At 68.9% G+C, this 16,283-nt stretch carries 16 protein-coding genes; 10 read left to right on the plus strand and 6 right to left on the minus strand.

The window, feature by feature from the left end; translation table 11 throughout:
* The first annotated feature begins 17 nt into the window (after positions 1-17).
* Positions 18-653, plus strand: a complete 636-nt coding sequence (locus AC1DCG_RS18245; RefSeq protein ID WP_477028587.1) for a DsbA family oxidoreductase — start codon at positions 18-20, stop codon at positions 651-653.
* A 37-nt stretch (positions 654-690) separates the two neighbouring features.
* Positions 691-927 (plus strand): hypothetical protein, encoded by a 237-nt coding sequence (locus AC1DCG_RS18250; protein WP_477028586.1) that lies wholly within the window; start codon positions 691-693, stop codon positions 925-927.
* Here the strand turns inward: AC1DCG_RS18250 and AC1DCG_RS18255 are convergent.
* Positions 924-1,658 (minus strand): EcsC family protein, encoded by a 735-nt coding sequence (locus tag AC1DCG_RS18255; RefSeq protein WP_477036877.1) that lies wholly within the window; start codon positions 1,656-1,658, stop codon positions 924-926. The two genes, AC1DCG_RS18250 and AC1DCG_RS18255, sit on opposite strands and share 4 nt — an antisense overlap.
* Positions 1,659-1,944: 286 nt before the next feature.
* On the opposite strand from AC1DCG_RS18255, the gene hdaA reads away from it, so the two are divergent.
* The 4 genes from hdaA to AC1DCG_RS18275 all read left to right on the plus strand — a co-directional run bounded on the left by hdaA (position 1,945) and on the right by AC1DCG_RS18275 (position 6,936).
* Positions 1,945-2,640, plus strand: coding sequence for a DnaA regulatory inactivator HdaA (gene hdaA / locus AC1DCG_RS18260; protein WP_477036872.1), 696 nt, complete (start codon positions 1,945-1,947; stop codon positions 2,638-2,640).
* Positions 2,641-2,743: 103 nt separating this feature from the next.
* Positions 2,744-4,969: an RNA degradosome polyphosphate kinase gene (locus AC1DCG_RS18265; RefSeq protein WP_477028584.1), complete on the plus strand. Its 2,226-nt coding sequence runs from the start codon at positions 2,744-2,746 to the stop codon at positions 4,967-4,969.
* Positions 4,970-5,066: 97 nt separating this feature from the next.
* Positions 5,067-6,554, plus strand: coding sequence for a Ppx/GppA phosphatase family protein (locus AC1DCG_RS18270; RefSeq protein ID WP_477028583.1), 1,488 nt, complete (start codon positions 5,067-5,069; stop codon positions 6,552-6,554).
* 109 nt (positions 6,555-6,663) lie between these two features.
* A complete protein-coding gene (locus AC1DCG_RS18275) occupies positions 6,664-6,936 on the plus strand; it encodes a hypothetical protein (protein WP_477028582.1) in 273 nt (90 codons plus the stop codon).
* On the opposite strand, the gene AC1DCG_RS18280 is transcribed toward AC1DCG_RS18275, so the two are convergent.
* Both AC1DCG_RS18280 and rnd read right to left on the minus strand, forming a co-directional pair.
* Positions 6,933-8,675 carry an ATP-binding protein gene (locus AC1DCG_RS18280; RefSeq protein ID WP_477036873.1) on the minus strand — a complete coding sequence of 581 codons (1,743 nt, stop codon included), beginning with the start codon at positions 8,673-8,675 and terminating at the stop codon, positions 6,933-6,935. The genes AC1DCG_RS18275 and AC1DCG_RS18280 overlap by 4 nt on opposite strands.
* Before the next feature lie 207 nt (positions 8,676-8,882).
* Positions 8,883-10,052, minus strand: coding sequence for a ribonuclease D (gene rnd / locus AC1DCG_RS18285; protein WP_477036874.1), 1,170 nt, complete (start codon positions 10,050-10,052; stop codon positions 8,883-8,885).
* 126 nt (positions 10,053-10,178) lie between these two features.
* On the opposite strand from rnd, the gene purM reads away from it, so the two are divergent.
* Positions 10,179-11,216: a phosphoribosylformylglycinamidine cyclo-ligase gene (purM, locus tag AC1DCG_RS18290; RefSeq protein WP_477028685.1), complete on the plus strand. Its 1,038-nt coding sequence runs from the start codon at positions 10,179-10,181 to the stop codon at positions 11,214-11,216.
* The gene (gene purN, locus AC1DCG_RS18295) at positions 11,216-11,797 is read left to right on the plus strand and encodes a phosphoribosylglycinamide formyltransferase (protein ID WP_477028579.1); all 582 of its coding nucleotides are present in this window, start codon (positions 11,216-11,218) and stop codon (positions 11,795-11,797) included. The genes purM and purN overlap by 1 nt, the downstream gene beginning before the upstream one ends.
* Positions 11,798-11,800: 3 nt before the next feature.
* Here the strand turns inward: purN and AC1DCG_RS18300 are convergent, their stop codons facing one another.
* Positions 11,801-12,295, minus strand: coding sequence for a hypothetical protein (locus tag AC1DCG_RS18300; protein ID WP_477036875.1), 495 nt, complete (start codon positions 12,293-12,295; stop codon positions 11,801-11,803).
* Between the two features lie 70 nt (positions 12,296-12,365).
* Positions 12,366-12,785, minus strand: a complete 420-nt coding sequence (ndk, locus tag AC1DCG_RS18305; protein WP_058350417.1) for a nucleoside-diphosphate kinase — start codon at positions 12,783-12,785, stop codon at positions 12,366-12,368.
* Positions 12,786-12,874: 89 nt separating this feature from the next.
* On the opposite strand from ndk, the gene AC1DCG_RS18310 reads away from it, so the two are divergent.
* On the plus strand, positions 12,875-14,752 hold the full coding sequence (locus AC1DCG_RS18310; RefSeq protein WP_477036876.1) for an ABC-F family ATP-binding cassette domain-containing protein: 1,878 nt from the start codon (positions 12,875-12,877) through the stop codon (positions 14,750-14,752).
* Between the two features lie 263 nt (positions 14,753-15,015).
* Positions 15,016-15,426 carry a hypothetical protein gene (locus AC1DCG_RS18315; RefSeq protein WP_101717397.1) on the plus strand — a complete coding sequence of 137 codons (411 nt, stop codon included), beginning with the start codon at positions 15,016-15,018 and terminating at the stop codon, positions 15,424-15,426.
* Positions 15,427-15,631: 205 nt separating this feature from the next.
* On the opposite strand, the gene AC1DCG_RS18320 is transcribed toward AC1DCG_RS18315, so the two are convergent.
* Positions 15,632-15,961, minus strand: coding sequence for a hypothetical protein (locus AC1DCG_RS18320; RefSeq protein WP_477028575.1), 330 nt, complete (start codon positions 15,959-15,961; stop codon positions 15,632-15,634).
* Positions 15,962-16,283 lie beyond the last annotated feature (322 nt).

Below are 16,283 nucleotides of genomic sequence, written 5' to 3' on the forward strand. Positions count from 1 at the left end.
AGTCTAGGAGTTCCCCCATGGGCCAGCCGATCACCGTCGACGTCGTCGCCGACGTCGTCTGCCCGTGGTGCTATCTCGGCTGGCGCCGGGTGAAGAGCGCCCTGGCCGCGCGTCCCGACCTCGAGCCGATCCTCGTCTGGCGTCCCTACCAGCTGGACCCGACCCTGCCCGAGGAAGGCGTCGACCGCGCCGCCTACATGGCCGGCAAGTTCAAGGATCCCGCGCGCCTCAAGGCCGTGCACGAGGCCCTGGTCGAGGCCGGCGCCGAGGAAGGCATCGACTTCGCCTTCGACAAGATCGCCCTGTCGCCCAACACCAGCGCCGCCCACCGCCTGATCCGCTGGGCGCGCGGCGCGGCCGTGCAGGACGCCGTGGTCGAGGGCCTGTTCGCCGCCTATTTCGAGGAAGGCCGCGACATCGGCGACCCCGTCGTGCTGGGCCAGATCGCCAAGGCCGCGGGCATGGACGAGGTCGCGGTGCTGCAGTTGCTGGCTGAAGGCGCCGACAAGGACGTGATCGTCCAGCAGCACGCCATGGCCGTGCGCGGCGGCGTCACCGGCGTGCCGGTGGCGATCTTCGCGGGCAAGGTGGCGGTGGTCGGCGCCGAAAGCCCCGAGAACCTGCAGAAGGCGATCGACCAGGCGCTGGCCTGACCCTTACGATCGCCGAGAAAATCGGATCAGGGCGCGCATGATCTCTTCCAGCTACGTCACCACCACGAAGATGAAGCTCTTCAAGATCTTCACCGTGCTGTTCGTGCTGGTGGCGCTGCCGATCCTGATCATAGGCGGCGCCAAGGCCCTGCTGACCGGAGAGCCGATGTTCTCGAACTCGGGCTTTCATTGCGCGGGCGATCCGCCCGACGTCGTCCGACACCACTCCTGCGCCGGAAAGCCGGTGAAGGTGAAGCCCCGCGATCAGCGTTAGGTCGAGCCTCGACCGGTCAGCGCCGGCTGCGCCTCCAGCCGCATCCGGTAGGCCATCACCGCCGTGTGGCCGAGCTTTTCGACCAGGCGCCAGTTGACGATCGCCCCCACCGGCGCGCCGACCACCGGCAGCAGCTGGGCCAGCTTCGCCAGATCGATGTGATCGCGGTACTGCTGCTGGAAGGCCCGCCAGTCGAAGCCCGAGAGATCGGTTGGATGCCGGCGTGCGTCCCAGCCGTCCATGGCCCCGAACACCTTGGCCCGATGGGCCGCGTCGGAGAAGGCCAGTTCGAAGATGTGCAGGATGTAGAGCCGTTCGGAGAGCTCCGAGCCTTCATGGCCGAAGGCGGCGGCGATCTCGAACAGCAGCTTGATCTTGAAGCTCATCAGCAGCGGGAAGTCGGCGGCGGCCAGGACGAAGCCCCCTGCTCCGGCGATCCCGCCCTCGGCGGCGGCGGCCTTCTTCCAGTTGTCGATCGCCGCCCGCACGCGCTCCAGCCGCTCGTCCAGCGTGGCCGAGACCAGCGGCGCTCCGGTGGCGAAGTCCGAACCGGTGAGAATGGCCCGGGTCATGCCCTGCATCGCCGTGGTGATGGCGGCATGGACCTTTTCCGGGATGATCCGGTTGACCTTCAGTTGCACGGCGCGGGCGGCCAGGCCCAGGGCGCCGGGCGGCCTGGTCATCTGCTCGCGCCAGGCGGCGAGGTCGGCGGTGGCGGCGGTCTGGGCCAGGTTGCAGCTCCGAAAGTGAATCGCGGCGACGCCGAAGCGTTCGCCGCCGGATCATGCCGCAGTCGGCGAGAGCGTCGAAGTCCCCAGAAGATTAACGCTCAACAGGCCCGTGGATCATTTGAACACGGCCGTCCACACCGGCGTCCACACGAGCATCCACACCCGCTTCCTGCGTCCACACCTATCGTGGCCTATATCCCCAAGCGCGCCCGCCCGCCGTCTCGCGGCGCAACGGCCCGCCGCCTATACCTTGCCTACCCATTCACCATGTGACTTCGCCACGACCTTGAGCCAGCTGAAATTGCCGTTGGAACGCCCGCCCAGCTTCGAGCGGGTCGACTTCGCCGTCTCGCCGGCCAACGAGGACGCCGTGCGCGCCGTCGACGCGTGGCCGCAATGGCCGAACGGCCGCCTGGCCCTGCTTGGCCCGTCGGGCAGCGGCAAGACCCACCTGGCCCGCGCCTGGGCCGCGGAAGCCGGCGCCGTGATCGTCGACGCCACCGATCCCCACCAGGCGCCGCTCAACCTGCCGGCCCTGCGCGGCCGCGCCGTGCTGGTCGAGGACGCCGACCGCCGCGCCCTGGGCAGGGTGGTGTCGGACGAGGACCTGTTCCACCTCTTGAACATGGCCGGGGTCGACGGCGGCAGCCTGCTGCTGACCGCCCAGACCGCGCCGCTGGAATGGCAGACCATCGTCCCGGACCTGCGCTCGCGCCTCAACGCCCTGACCGCCGCACAGATCGAAGAGCCCGACGACGTGGTGCTGGAAGCCGTGCTGCGCCGCGCCTTCGCCGACCGCCTGATTCGTCCCGCCGACGACGTCTACGCCTTCCTGCTGCGCCGCATCCCGCGCAGCGCGCCCGAAGCCGTGGCCCTGGTCGCGCTGCTGGACGAAGCGGCCTCGGAAGGCGGTCGCGGGATCACCCGGGCCTTCGTCGCCCAGGTGCTGGCGTTCGGCGAGGACGACGGCTTCGAGGACTGAACGAGACTGGGCGAAAGCCCGGCTTTTCTTGAACAAATCCCTGTTTGTCTTGCGGCTGTCATCGGGCTCGTCCACCATGCCGGGCATTGCCCTGGAGTAGACGATGACAGACGCCGCCGCCCTCGCGCCCGCCCCTCACAAGGTGGAGACCGCGCCCGAGGATCGCGCGCGCCTGACCCTGGACGAGGACCTGCTGGCCTCGCCGGAGCGGTTCTTCAATCGCGAACTGTCGTGGCTGGCCTTCAATCAGCGCGTCCTGGACGAGAGCGCCAACCCGCGCCACCCGCTGCTCGAGCGCCTGCGCTTCCTGTCGATCAGCGCCAACAACCTCGACGAGTTCTACATGGTCCGCGTCGCCGGCCTGAAGGGCCAGGTGCGCGAGGGCGTTCGCGTGGTCAGCCAGGACGGCCTGACGCCGGGCGAGCAGCTGACCCGCATCAACGCCTCGGCCTTCGAGCTGATGAGCGAGCAGCAGAAGATCTGGCGCGAGGTGCGCGCCGAGCTGTGGGCCGAGGGCCTGAAGCTGCTGGACGCCAAGGACATCGTCGGCGCCGACCGCGAGCGCGCCGAGGAGATCTTCAAGTCGCGCATCTTCCCGGTGCTGACGCCCCTGGCGGTGGATCCGGCCCACCCGTTCCCGTTCATTCCGAACCTGGGCTTCTGCCTGGCGCTGAAGCTGCGCCGGATCGCCGACGACAAGCACCTCTACGCCCTGGCCCCGATCCCCAACCAGGTGCAGCGCTTCTGGGAGATCGCCAGCACCGCCCGCGGCCGCAAGCGCGAGCGCAAGATCGTGGCGCTGGAAAGCTTCATCATCCTGTTCCTCGACCACCTGTTCCCTGGCTACGAGGTCGAGGGCCGGGGCCTGTTCCGCCTGATCCGCGACAGCGATCTGGAGATCGAGGAAGAGGCCGAAGACCTGGTGCGCGAGTTCGAGGCGCGCCTGAAGAAGCGCCGCCTGGGCCGCGTGGTGCGGGTCAAGATCCAGACCACCATGCCCGCCGACCTGCGCGACTTCATCATCGAGGGCCTGCGCGCCCAGCCCGAAGACGTGGTGCTGGTCGACGGCAAGCTGGGTCTCGCCCAGATGTCGGAACTGATCCCGCCGGACCGTCCCGACCTGAAGTTCAAGCCCTACAACGCCCGCTTCCCCGAGCGGGTGCGCGACCACGGCGGCGACTGCTTCGCGGCGATCCGCGAGAAGGACATCCTGGTCCACCACCCGTTCGAGAGCTTCGACGTGGTGGTGCAGTTCATCCGCCAGGCGGCCCGCGATCCCAACGTGCTGGCCATCAAGCAGACCCTCTACCGCACCTCGAAGGACAGCCCGATCGTGGCGGCCCTGATCGAGGCGGCCGACAACGGCAAGAACGTCACCGCCCTGGTCGAGATCAAGGCGCGCTTCGACGAGGAAAATAACCTGAAGTGGGCGCGCGACCTGGAGCGGGCGGGCGTGCACGTCGTGTTCGGCTTCGTCGACTGGAAGACCCACGCCAAGCTGTCGGTGGTGGTGCGGCGCGAGGGCGACTCCTTGCGCACCTACTGCCACTTCGGCACCGGCAACTATCACCCGCAGACGGCGCGGGTTTACACCGACCTTTCCTTGTTCACCTGCGATCCGGCCATGGGTCGCGATGGCGGCAAGCTGTTCAACTTCATCACCGGCTACGCCCAGCCCGGCGCGCTGGAAAAGCTGTCGTTCTCCCCCCAGACGCTCAAGCCCGACCTGCTGGCCATGATCGCCGCCGAGGCCGCCAACGCCCGCGCCGGCAAGCCGGCCGGCATCTGGGCCAAGATGAACGCCGTGGTCGATCCGCAGATCATCGACGCCCTCTACGCCGCCAGCCAGGACGGCGTGCAGATCGATCTGGTGGTGCGCGGCATCTGCTGCCTGCGTCCAGGCATTCCGGGCCTGTCGGAGAACATTCGCGTCAAGTCCATCGTCGGCCGCTTCCTGGAGCACGCCCGCGTCGTGGCCTTCGCCAACGGCGCCGACATGCCCAGCGCCCAGACCCGCGCCTTCATCAGCTCGGCCGACTGGATGCCGCGCAATCTGGATCGCCGGGTGGAAAGCCTGGTGCCGATCGAGAACCCCACCGTGCACCAGCAGGTGCTGAGCCAGATCATGGTCGCCAACCTCAACGACGAGGCCCAGAGCTGGCGCCTCGACCGCGAAGGCCACTACGCCCGCGACCCGGCCTGGGACAGCAAGGGCGCGTTCTCGGCCCACGAGTACTTCATGACCAATCCCAGCCTGTCGGGGCGCGGCCATCACGTGCAGGACATGCCGCGCGCCTTCGACCACGTCGGCCCCAAGCGCAAACGCTGAGGGTCCGGCGCCGAAAAACTGGGGAGCGACGGCTTTCGTGACGGTTTCGTCCAAGGCCGCTGCTTCCCCTGCGCGACGAATGCGTTAAACCAGCCTCATGCCTCTCTCGGCGCCGCGCGACGCGGCCGTGATCGATATCGGCTCCAACTCGGTCCGCCTTGTGGTGTACCGGCTGGAAGGTCGCGCCATCTGGACCGTCTTCAACGAGAAGGTCCTGGCCGGCCTTGGCCGCGAGCTCGGCTCCAAGGGCCGCCTGGCGCCGGACGGCGTCGCCCAGACCCTGGCGGCGCTGAAGCGCTTCAAGGCGGTGCTGGAGGCCGTGCAGCCGGCCGAGACCTTCGTGGCCGCCACCGCCGCCGTGCGCGAGGCCAGCGACGGCGCCGAGTTCGTCCGGCGCGTGGCCGAAGAGACGGGCCTCACCATCCGCGTGCTCTCGGGCGAGGAAGAAGCCCGCTACGCCGCCCTGGGCGTGCTGGCCGGAGCGCCCGACGCCACCGGCGTGGTTGGCGACCTGGGCGGGGCCAGCCTTGAGCTGGTGCGGCTGGAGCCGACCGGCGCGGGCCAGGGCGTGACCCTGCCGCTGGGTCCGTTCAGCCTGGGCCTGACCGAAGGCTTCGACGCCGACCGCGTCAGGCGCCTGGCCGCCCTGCGCCTGGCCCCCGTGGCCGAGGTGTTCAAGGCCGACGCCTTCCACGCCGTCGGCGGCGCCTGGCGCAACCTGGCTCTGCTGCACATGCGCCTGTCCGGCTATCCGCTGCAGGTGGTGCACCAGTACGAGATCGGCCGCAGCGAGGCCCTGGAGGCCGCACGCCTGGTCTCGCACCAGTCCAAGAGTTCGCTCGAGCGCATCGAGGGGATGTCCAAGAAGCGCATCGAGACCCTGCCCTACGCCGCCGTGGTGCTGGAGAGCCTGATCGAGCGCCTGGACCTCAAGCGCATCGAGATCTCGGCCTTCGGCGTACGCGAGGGCCTGCTGTTCGAAGCCATGGCGCCGCGCGTGCGGGGCCTGGATCCGCTGATCGAGGGCAGCGCCTCGCTGACGGCCCGCCAGGGCGTGGCCGACGACCTGGGCGTGGCGCTGCAGGCCTGGCTGGAGCCGGCCTTCGGCAAGCTGGAAAGCCTGTTCGACGGCCGCGACGCGGTGCTGCTCGCCGCCGCCTGCCGGCTGGCCGACCTGGGCGCGCGCCTGCACCCCGACCATCGCGCCGACCTCGTCTTCGAGCAGGTGCTGCGCGCCCCGATCGCCGGCCAGACCCACGTGGAGCGCGCCTTCCTGGCCGCCGCCGCCTTCGCCCGCCATTCGACGCCGTTCAATCCGCCCGAGATGGACGTTCTGGAGCGCCTGCTGACCCCTGCCCGCCTCAAGCGCGCCCGGGCCCTGGGCGCAGCTATCCGCCTGGGCTGCGACCTTTCGGGCCGCAGCCCGGCCCTCCTGTCGCGCTCGCGGCTGGCGATCGAGAAGTCCGACGTGCAGCTGTCGGCCGAGCCCGGCTATGCGGCGCTCCTGCTGGGCGAACAGACCGCCAAGCGCGCCAGCACCCTGGCCCAGGTCCTAGGGCTGAAGCTGAAGGTGCTGCCGCTGTAGCCGAGCAGGCTCCGCGACAGCGCGCCGCAGGCGAACGGCGTTCTCCCAGAATGGTTTGTTAGCCACGCACGCCGAAGCTTCTCCTCCTCAGCACGGGGAGAAAACCGACATGCAGAAGCAGGTCGCCTTAGACGTCCAAGACACCATCGACGCCGCCTCGCAGGCGCCGGCGCAGCCCCAGGTGGTCCGCCTGGCCGGCGCTTCAGCCAAGCCGGTGGAAAGCCCGGCCAGGCGGCTGCAGAGCGACGTCGCCGCCGCCTTCGGGGCCAGGCAGGGATGGTCGGTGCGGCGCACGGTGGTGCTGGGGGCGGCCTATCACGCCGTGATCCTGTCGGCCCTGTTCATGGCGGCCTTCGAGACCTTCACCCACGTCGCCGGCTAGGCGGCTTCCTCGCCGCCCAGCACGCGCACCAGCACGGCGTAGAGCGAGGTCACCTCGAACGGCTTTTCCACGAAATCCTGCATGCCGGCGGCGCGGCAGGCGGCGATGTCGCCGTCGGTCACGGCGCCGGTGACGGCGATCACCGGGGTGGCGCGGTTGCGGCCCTCGGCCCGCAGACGACGGGTGGTGTCCAGGCCGTCGAGGCCGGGCATGTTGACGTCCATCAGGATGGCGTCGAAGCGGGTCTCGCCGGCCAGCAGCAACGCCGTCTCGCCGTCGGCCGCCAGGGTCACCGCCAGTCCGAAGGCTTCCAGCACCTGGGCCAGGGTGCGGCGGTTGATCTCGTGATCGTCGACGACCAGCACGGCCGTCGTGTCGGAGAACCCGTCGGCCGAGGCGTCCAGCGGCTCGGGCGTCGGCGGCTCCTCGCCTGCCGGGGCCGGCAAAGTCAGGACGAAGCGCGCGCCGCTGCCCTCGGCCGATTCCGCCGTCAGGTCGCCGCCCATCAGGCGCGAGAGATCGCGGCTGATGGCCAGGCCAAGCCCGGTGCCGCCGAAGGTTCGGGCCGTGTCGGCGCCCAACTGGTCATAGGCCGTGAACAGCCGCGCCAGTTGCTCGGGGCCAAGGCCAGGACCGGTGTCGGTGACCGCCAGCGTCAGCACCAGGCCGCCCTCGGCCCGCGCGGTCATGGTCAGCGCCACGCAGACCCGGCCCTCGGGCGTGAACTTGATGGCGTTGGACAGCAGGTTGTTGAGCACCTGGCGCAGGCGCACCGGGTCGCCCTTGATCCAGCGCGGCAGATGACGCCCGCCGGTGAAGCGCAGGGCCAGGCCCTTGTCCCGCGCCTCGGTCCGCCAGAACCGCAGGGTGTCGCAGATCACGGTGCGGGGCGAGAAATCGATCAGCTCGACGCTCATGCGGCCCGCCTCGATCTTCGACAGGTCGAGCAGGTCGTTGAGCAGGGCCCGCATCATCACGCCGGCGTCGGCGATCAGGTCGGCCTTGGCCTTGGCCTGGCCGCCGGTTCCGCGGGCGATCTCGCCGGCCCCGGCAAGGATGGCGCTGAGCGGCGTGCGCAGTTCATGGCTGACCATGGCGACGAACGCGCTCTTGGCGGCGTCGGCGGCCACGGCCTGCTCGCGGCGGATCTCGGCGGCGGCGCGGGCCTCGCGCTCGGCCAGCAAGGTCTGGCGCGACCAGCCGAAGACCAGCGAGGTGACCAGCACCATAAGCCCGCTGCCGATCAGGAAGGCCTTCACGCCGACGTCTTCGTGGTCGCCGGCCAGGATGGGTGAAGCGAACAGATAGCCCAGATGCGGCGTGGCGGTGACCCCGAAGGCCAGCCGCGAGCCCTTGGCGCCCATCAGGGCGGTCATCACCGAGCCGGCCAGCAACAGGGCGCCGCCGGCCGCGCCGGCCGGCAGTCCCGTCCGCCACAGCGGCACCGCCAGCCAGCCGAACGCGACGGCCAGCAGGAAGTCGGCGCCCAGGCAAGCGAGCACCCAGCGGTGCGGATTTCCGTCGAAAGCGCGCAGGGCGAGAGCCTGAAGACCTTGCGCCGCAAGACAAGCCAGCGCCCAGGGCATCATGAAGGAGAACCGCGGCGCCAGGCCAATCGCCGCACAGACCATCGCGATGACGAAGAGCCGCAGCGGAATCTGCTGCCGCAGGGCCTTGGCGGGCCTTGCATAATTACGCGCGGCCCTGACCAGCCACGGATCCTGTTCCGCGTACGCCAACTCGACCCAATTCCCCAGTCTTCGGCCGTCCCCACAGCCGATTACCCCCGCGACGCTTATAGCGCCCGGAGGTCAACAATCGTTTTTCAAAACATGTCGGCCACAAGACGGCTGTGCCGTCTTGCACAAAAGGCGGCGCCTGAACTTGGCGCTCGGGGCCTCGGCGGCGCAACCCTCTTTTGAGTCGCGCCGCCGACAGACCAGGGATCAGGCCGGACGCGGGGTCCGGCGAACTTCCACGACGCGGACCTTGATCCCGTCGAGCACCAAGGCCAGTTCGCCCCGCTTGATCTTAAGGGCGTCGCTGCCGAACGCCTCGCGACGCCAGCCCTGCAGAGCGGGCGTGTCCGCCTCGTCGTCGGCCGCGATCTTCTCGAGGTCCGAAACGGTGGCGATCAGCTTGGACGCCACGCCGGCTTCCTCGGCGCGGGCTTTCAGCAGCACCTTCAGTAGCTCGACCACGGCGCCGGCCGAAGGCGGCGGCGGCGGGCCGGGCTTGTCGACCACGGGCGCATAGCCTTCCGGGTCGGCCAGGGCGGCCTTGATCGCGGCGATCAGGTCGGGACCGAACTTGCTGCCGCCGAAGCCCTTGGGCACGCCGCGTAGGGTGTTGAGCCCTTCCAGCGAGGTCGGGGCCTGGGTGGCCAGCTCGTCGATGGCCTCGTCCTTGAGGATGCGGCCGCGCGGCTGGTCACGCTGCTGGGCCGTGCGCTCGCGCCAGGCCGAGACCGACTTGAAGACGGCCAGGTACTTGGCTTGCGTCTTGCGCGGACGCAGACGGCGCCAGGCCTTCTCCGGGTCGACATCGTAGGCGGCCGGATCGCTCAGGGCCTTCATCTCCTCCTCGACCCAGGCCAGGCGGCCTGATTCCTGGAGGCGATCGCGCAGCACCGGGAACAGGCGCGCCAGGTGCGTCACGTCGGCCAGGGCGTAAGCCAGCTGGGCGTCGGTCAGCGGGCGGCGCGCCCAGTCGGTGAAGCGGCTCGACTTGTCGATCTCGATCTTCAGCATCTGACGCACCAGGGCGTCATAGGCGATCTGCTCGCCGAAACCCGCGGCCATGCCGGCCACCTGGGTGTCGAACAGAGGCGTAGGCATCGCCTTCAGATTATTGAAGATTTCGACATCCTGGCGCGCGGCGTGGAACACCTTCAAGAGGGTCTCGTCGCGCATCAGCTCGAGCAGCGGCTCGAGGTCGATGCCCTCGGCCAGCGGATCGATCACCGCGTCGGAAACGGGCGAAGCGACCTGGATCAGGCAGAGCTTGGGCCAATAGGTGGTCTCGCGCATGAACTCGGTGTCCACGGCGATGAAGGGCTGCCCCTTCAAACCATTACAGAACTCCGCCAGCTCGGCGGTGGTGGTGATCGGCGTCATCGGCTGCTAATAGCCTCGCGCACCCCCGAGTCTGCAAGCGTCAAGCGTTGCGGAGCAGCCACTTTTCTGTCCCAAAGCGCCCCGGAAGGGTCGCAAGAGGGCCTGGAACCACAGATGAGCGACCCGATGAGCGATCCGAAGACCGACCAAGCCGGCGGCCTGACCTACGCCCAGGCGGGCGTGGACATCGATGCTGGCAACGCCCTCGTCGACGCGATCAAGCCGCTGGCCAAGGCGACTCGCCGTCCGGGCGCGGAAGCCAGCCTGGGCGGCTTCGGCGCGCTGTTCGACCTCAAGGCCGCCGGCTACGAGGACGCCCTGCTGGTGACCACCACCGACGGTGTCGGCACCAAGCTGCGCATCGCCATCGACGCGGGCATGCACGCCGCGGTCGGCATCGACCTGGTGGCCATGTGCGTCAACGACCTGCTGGCCCAGGGCGCCGAGCCGCTGATGTTCCTGGACTACTTCGCCACCGGCAAGCTGGACGTCGAGACCGCCAAGAGCGTGGTCGCCGGCATCGCCGAGGGCTGCAAGCTGGCCGGCGCGGCCCTGGTGGGCGGCGAGACCGCCGAGATGCCGGGCATGTACGGCGACGGCGAATACGACCTGGCCGGCTTCTCGGTCGGCGCGGTCGAGCGTGACGGCGTCCTGCCCAAGCTGGACAAGCAGCGCGCCGGCGACGTGATCATCGGCATCGGCTCGTCGGGCCCGCACTCGAACGGCTATTCGCTGGTGCGCCGCGTGGTCGAACGCTCGGGCCTGGCCTGGGACGCCCCCTGCCCCTTCGAGGAAGGCAAGACGCTGGCCGAGGCCCTGATGGCCCCGACCCGCATCTATGTGAAGTCGATCCTGCCGCTGCTGCAGTCGGGTCGGGTCAAGGGCGGCGCCCACATCACCGGCGGCGGCCTGATCGAAAACCCGCCGCGCTGCATCGCCGAAGGCCTGGTTCCCGAGTTCGACTGGAACGCCTGGCCCCTGCCGCCCGTGTTCGAATGGCTGCAGGAAGTCGGCCAGATCGACGCCCATGAACTGCGCCGCACCTTCAACTGCGGCGTCGGCTTCATCCTGATCGTCGCCCAGAGCGACGTGGAGCCCGTGCTCGCCGCCCTGCTCAACGCCGGCGAAGACGCCTTTGTCTGCGGTCAGCTGGCCAAGGCGTGATGACGGCGAAGACCAAGGTCGCCGCCCTGATCTCGGGCCGGGGCTCCAACATGGAAGCCCTGGTCCGCGCCGCCCAGGACCCGGCCTGCCCGTTCGAAATCGCGCTCGTCCTGGCCAACAAGGCCGACGCCGGCGGTCTGGCGACGGCGCAAGCGGCCGGGATCGAGGCGCTGTGCGTTCCGAGCAAGCCCTTCGGCAAGGACCGCGAGGCCCATGAGCGCGCGGTCGACGGCGCCTTGCGCGAACGCGGTATCCAGGTCATCGCCCTGGCCGGCTACATGCGGATCCTGACCCCGTTCCTGGTCGACGCCTGGGAAGGTCGGATGCTGAACATCCACCCGTCCCTGCTGCCCAAGTATCCGGGCCTGGACACCCACGCCCGCGCCATCGCGGCGGGCGAGGCCGAGGCCGGCTGCACCGTGCACCTGGTCACCGCCGGCGTGGACGAAGGCCCGATCCTGGGCCAGGCCCGCGTGGCGATCCAGCCCGGCGACGACGACCACGCCCTGGCGGCGCGGGTTCTGGTCGAAGAGCACAAGCTCTATCCGGCGGTGCTGGCGGCGTTCGTCCGGGAGCTCTGAGGCTCAGTCCGCCAGAGGCCCCTTGCGGTCGCGGTCCACGCCGTAGAGCCCGTCCGGATCCGCCACGCGCCTCGCCTCGCACGCCTTCCAGGCGGCCTCCCAGTCCATCTCCTGGCTGAGCGCGCCGTCCTGCCCGTACAGCCGCCAGATGGGCAGAGCAGACGCCACGGAATCGTGGACCGCCTCTTCCAGCGTGAGGAACCAGGCGCTGTCCATGCCGATCGCCCCCTCGCCCCCGTCGTCGCCCGTCCAGACAAGGCCCCACGGGTTGGCCGGACCGAAGCCCTGCTCGCAATAGGCGATGGCCACCTTGGAACGAGCGAGATCCTCGACGACGTTCCAGCAGACGTATTGCTGGCCGGGTTCGCCATAGTCCCAGTCGCGCAGGATCGGCCGGGGTTCGACGAGCAGGCTCCTGACGTGATCCCTGACCCTGGGGTCGGCGATCGCCTCCAGTTCGCGCTCCACAAGCCCGCTCAGACGCTTGGCGTCGATCATTCCTGCGCTCCAAAACAAAAAGGCCGGCGGGTCGCCCCGCCGGCCTTTTCTAACCTAAAGCTCGAAAGCCTTAGCCGACGATGTCGGCGTCGGTGAAGAACTGGGCGATTTCGATGCCGGCGTTCTCGAGGCTGTCCGAACCGTGGACCGAGTTTTCGCCGATCGACAGGGCGAACAGCTTGCGGATGGTGCCTTCGGCGGCGTTGTCCGGGTTGGTGGCGCCCATGACTTCACGGTACTTGGCCACGGCGCCTTCGGCTTCCAGGACCTGCACGACGACCGGCTCGGCGGTCATCTGGGCGACGAGTTCACCGTAGAACGGGCGCTCGGCGTGCACTTCGTAGAACTTCTTGGCCTGAGCTTCGGTCAGGTGGACGCGGCGCTGAGCGACGATGCGCAGACCGGCTTCCTCGATCACGGCGTTGATCTTGCCGGTGATGTTGCGGCGGGTCGCGTCGGGCTTCAGGATCGAGAAGGTACGTTCGGTCATTCCGAAAATCTCACAGAGAAAGTTTGTGAATTGGGAGGTTGCGGGCTTATAGCCGGGCGCCTCCTCCCCGCCAACCCCGCGTTCCCAACATGCTTCAGATCAACGACCTTACTTTCGACGCCTGGGGACGCCGGTTCTTCGACAAGGCCACCGTCAGCCTGCCCCCGGGCGCGAAGGTGGGCCTGATCGGCCGCAACGGCGTGGGCAAGTCGACGCTGTTCAAGCTGATCCTGGGCCACCTGGTCGCCGCGGGCGACGAGATCAGCCTGCCCAAGAACGCCCGCATCGGCTCGGTCGACCAGGAGCACCCGGCCACGCCCGTCAGCCTGCTCGACACGGTGCTGGAGGCGGACGAGGAGCGACACGCCCTCACGACCCGCCTGGAAACCGCCGATCCGGAGGAGATGGGCGAGATCTGGGGCCGGCTGATCGAGATCGACGCCGACAGCGCCCCGTCGCGGGCCTCTGAAATCCTGGCCGGCCTGGGCTTCTCCCAGGAAGACCTGCAGCGCCCGATGAGCGAGTTCTCGGGCGGCTGGCGCATGCGCGTGGCCCTGGCCGCGGCCCTGTTCGCCGAGCCCGACATGCTGCTGCTCGACGAACCGACCAACTATCTCGACCTGGAAGGCGCGCTCTGGCTGGAGGCGCGCCTCAAGAAGTATCCGCACACCGCCCTGATCGTCAGCCACGACCGCGAGCTGCTCAACAACAGCTGCACGCACATGCTGCACCTGGCCGGCGGCAAGCTGGAGCTCTACACCGGCGGCTACGACGACTTCGAAAAGCGTCGCGCCGAGAAGGCCCGCCTGCAACTGTCGGCCAAGGCCAAGCAGGACGCCGAGCGCGCCCACCTGCAGGCCTTCGTCGACCGCTTCAAGGCCAAGGCCTCCAAGGCCGCCCAGGCCCAGTCGCGGATGAAGCGCCTGGCCAAGATGGAGCCGGTGGCGACCACCATCGAGGAGCGCGTCGCGCCCTTCACCCTGCCCTCGCCGCCCAAGCCGCTGGCCCCGCCGCTGATCCGGCTGGAAAAGGCCAATGTGGGCTACGAGGCGGGCCGCGCGATCCTGAAGAACCTCAACCTGCGCATGGACCTGGACGACCGCATCGGCCTCCTCGGCGTCAACGGCGCGGGCAAGTCGACCTTCGCCAAGATGATCGCCGGCGCGCTGACCGTTCAGACCGGCGAGCTGCATCGCGACAAGAAGATGAAGGTCGGCTGGTTCCACCAGCATCAGATCGAGGCGATGGATCCCAAGGACACGCCGCTGGAGATCGTCCGCCGGGCGATGCCGGACGCCAGCGAGTCCTCGCGCCGATCGCGCCTGGCCCAGTGGGGCCTGAACTTCGACAAGCAGGACACCACGGTCGCCAACCTGTCAGGCGGCGAGCGCGCGCGCCTGCTGCTGAATCTGGTGGCCATGGACGCGCCGCACGTCCTGATCCTCGACGAGCCGACCAACCACCTCGACATCGACAGCCGCCGGGCCCTGCTCGACGCACTGAACGACTACGAGGGCGCGGTGCTCCTGATCACCCACGACCGCTCGCTGATGGAACTGGTGGCCGACCGCCTGTGGCTGGCCGCCGACGGCAAGGTGGTTCCGTTCGACGGCGACATGGACGACTACGCCAAGTTCGTGCTCGACCGGGCCAAGCAGGCGGTGAAGCCCACCCAGGTGGCGCGCGAACCGGCCAAGGCCCCCGCGCCGTCCGCCGCGACCGCCCCCAAGAAGGTCGCCGTCGAGCCCCTGCGCCGCAAGGTCGAGGCCGCCGAGCAGGTGATGAACCGCAAGACCCGCGACCTTGCCGAGCTGGAGGCCCAGCTGGCCGACCCGCAGCTCTATGTGAAGACGCCGGCCAAGGTGCCTGAACTGGAGAAGCGCCGCGACAACGCCAAGGCCAAGCTCGACGAGGCCGAGGCCGCGTGGATGGAGCTGGCCGAGCAACTGGCCGAGGCTGAGGGTTAGATCGGACAAGCATCCTGTAGTTCTGATCGTTTATCACCGAGCATCCCCGCGAAGGCGGGGATCCAAGCTGCGCTTCCAGATGACGCTCGGGCTGTGATCGACTCGCTGCCTCAGCTTGGGTCCCCGCCTTCGCGGGGAAGAACGGATCTTGAGGCGGACGCCGCATGCATGTCGGCCTACTCCAGGACAACAACTCTCGGTAAACGCCAGTAAACCAAGAGATTTAGCCGTTCCGACAGACCTTCGGGCCTATCAATGCGGCCATGACCGCAGCCCTTTCCAGCCGCAACCACGTCGTCGCCAACCCTGAAGGGTTGTCGGCCGCCGCCGTGCTGGAAGCCTTCGCGACCTGGCTCGACCAGCGCCTGGCCGAGGCCACTCGGCTTGAGATGGACCTGGCCTTCCGCGACCGTCCGTTCGACGTCGAGATCGGCCGCACGCCCGCCCTGGTGGGCTGGGAGCACCGCTATCTGGCGCCGGGCGCGGCCGCCCCCAAGGGCAAGATGTGGACGGTCTACCGCCTGCACGACCAGACGGGCCGCCCCAGCGAACTGGCGACGGCGCGCGCCCAGGCCGACAAGCTGGAAGACCTGACGCCGCTGCTGGGCGAGCTGGGCTATCTCGGCGTCTTCGACGGCGAAGCGGCGATGTTCCCGGGCCTGGGCAAGCGCTAGGGTCTGTACTCAATTGGACGAGGGTAATTAGTTATCCGGCTCAATAGCTTATAGCAGTTGCCATCCCGGCCGTAGCGCAGCGGAGCGCCGGGATCTCCCACAGTTTTCGAACCTGCCGACGTGGGAGATCCCGGCTCTACGGATCGCTGACGCGCTCCTCCGGCCGGGAAGACACGTTTCTTTGCACGCCAATTGAGTCCAGACCCTAGCGGCGCTTGCGCCGAGCTTCCTCCGCCTCGTGCGCCTTGAGCGCCTCGGCAATGCCAGGCCAAGCCGGCGATCGATCACGCTGAAACTCGTATTGCATGTCCCGAACGGCCGTCCAGCAACGGATGCCTTCATTCGTCTCTTCGCGAAAGTTGGCCACCTCCTCGGCCGGAGCTTTGAGCGCCACCTGGTCGACCTGCCGCTGCATGCGCCGCAGGAAGGCGATATGGTCGTCGCAGGCGGCGATCACCCGCTGATTTACGCCGCTGAGGGGTTTGCCGTTCGGGGCGCGGCGCAGGCGGCTGCGCGGGGGTTTGGACTTGGGCACGAGAGTGTCTCCGCTTCGATCCTTCTCCCCTTGCGGGAGAAGGTGGCGGCCGAAGGCCGTCGGATGAGGGGGCGCGCGGACGGTTCTGAGAGACCCCTCACCCGACCTCGCTTCGCGAGGCCACCCTCTCCCGCAAGGGGGAGAGGGACATGGAGAGGCGATCTCCCGTGGACATCCACGAAAGCTGATGGGGAGGCGCGGAGCGGCCGGGCGGAGCCCGGGGACCGTAGGTTTGTTTAGCGTTTCGGCTTCGTCGACCGCTCCGCCGCGTCGTTATTCCGGAGGGCCGGAGGCGCGGGTGCTGTTTCAACCCTGGACCCGG

The organism is Caulobacter sp. 10L414, assembly GCF_056395525.1.

Excerpts from the sequence above, each read along its gene's own strand:
- purN (WP_477028579.1), top strand. The coding sequence starts at position 11,216 with ATGACGGCGAAGACCAAGGTCGCCGCCCTGATCTCGGGCCGGGGCTCC.
- AC1DCG_RS18250 (WP_477028586.1), top strand. The coding sequence starts at position 691 with ATGATCTCTTCCAGCTACGTCACCACCACGAAGATGAAGCTCTTCAAG.
- purM (WP_477028685.1), top strand. The coding sequence starts at position 10,179 with ATGAGCGATCCGAAGACCGACCAAGCCGGCGGCCTGACCTACGCCCAG.
- AC1DCG_RS18315 (WP_101717397.1), top strand. The coding sequence starts at position 15,016 with ATGACCGCAGCCCTTTCCAGCCGCAACCACGTCGTCGCCAACCCTGAA.
- AC1DCG_RS18265 (WP_477028584.1), top strand. The coding sequence starts at position 2,744 with ATGACAGACGCCGCCGCCCTCGCGCCCGCCCCTCACAAGGTGGAGACC.
- AC1DCG_RS18245 (WP_477028587.1), top strand. The coding sequence starts at position 18 with ATGGGCCAGCCGATCACCGTCGACGTCGTCGCCGACGTCGTCTGCCCG.
- rnd (WP_477036874.1), bottom strand. The coding sequence starts at position 10,052 with ATGACGCCGATCACCACCACCGCCGAGCTGGCGGAGTTCTGTAATGGT.
- ndk (WP_058350417.1), bottom strand. The coding sequence starts at position 12,785 with ATGACCGAACGTACCTTCTCGATCCTGAAGCCCGACGCGACCCGCCGC.
- AC1DCG_RS18300 (WP_477036875.1), bottom strand. The coding sequence starts at position 12,295 with ATGATCGACGCCAAGCGTCTGAGCGGGCTTGTGGAGCGCGAACTGGAG.
- AC1DCG_RS18310 (WP_477036876.1), top strand. The coding sequence starts at position 12,875 with ATGCTTCAGATCAACGACCTTACTTTCGACGCCTGGGGACGCCGGTTC.
- AC1DCG_RS18275 (WP_477028582.1), top strand. The coding sequence starts at position 6,664 with ATGCAGAAGCAGGTCGCCTTAGACGTCCAAGACACCATCGACGCCGCC.
- AC1DCG_RS18270 (WP_477028583.1), top strand. The coding sequence starts at position 5,067 with ATGCCTCTCTCGGCGCCGCGCGACGCGGCCGTGATCGATATCGGCTCC.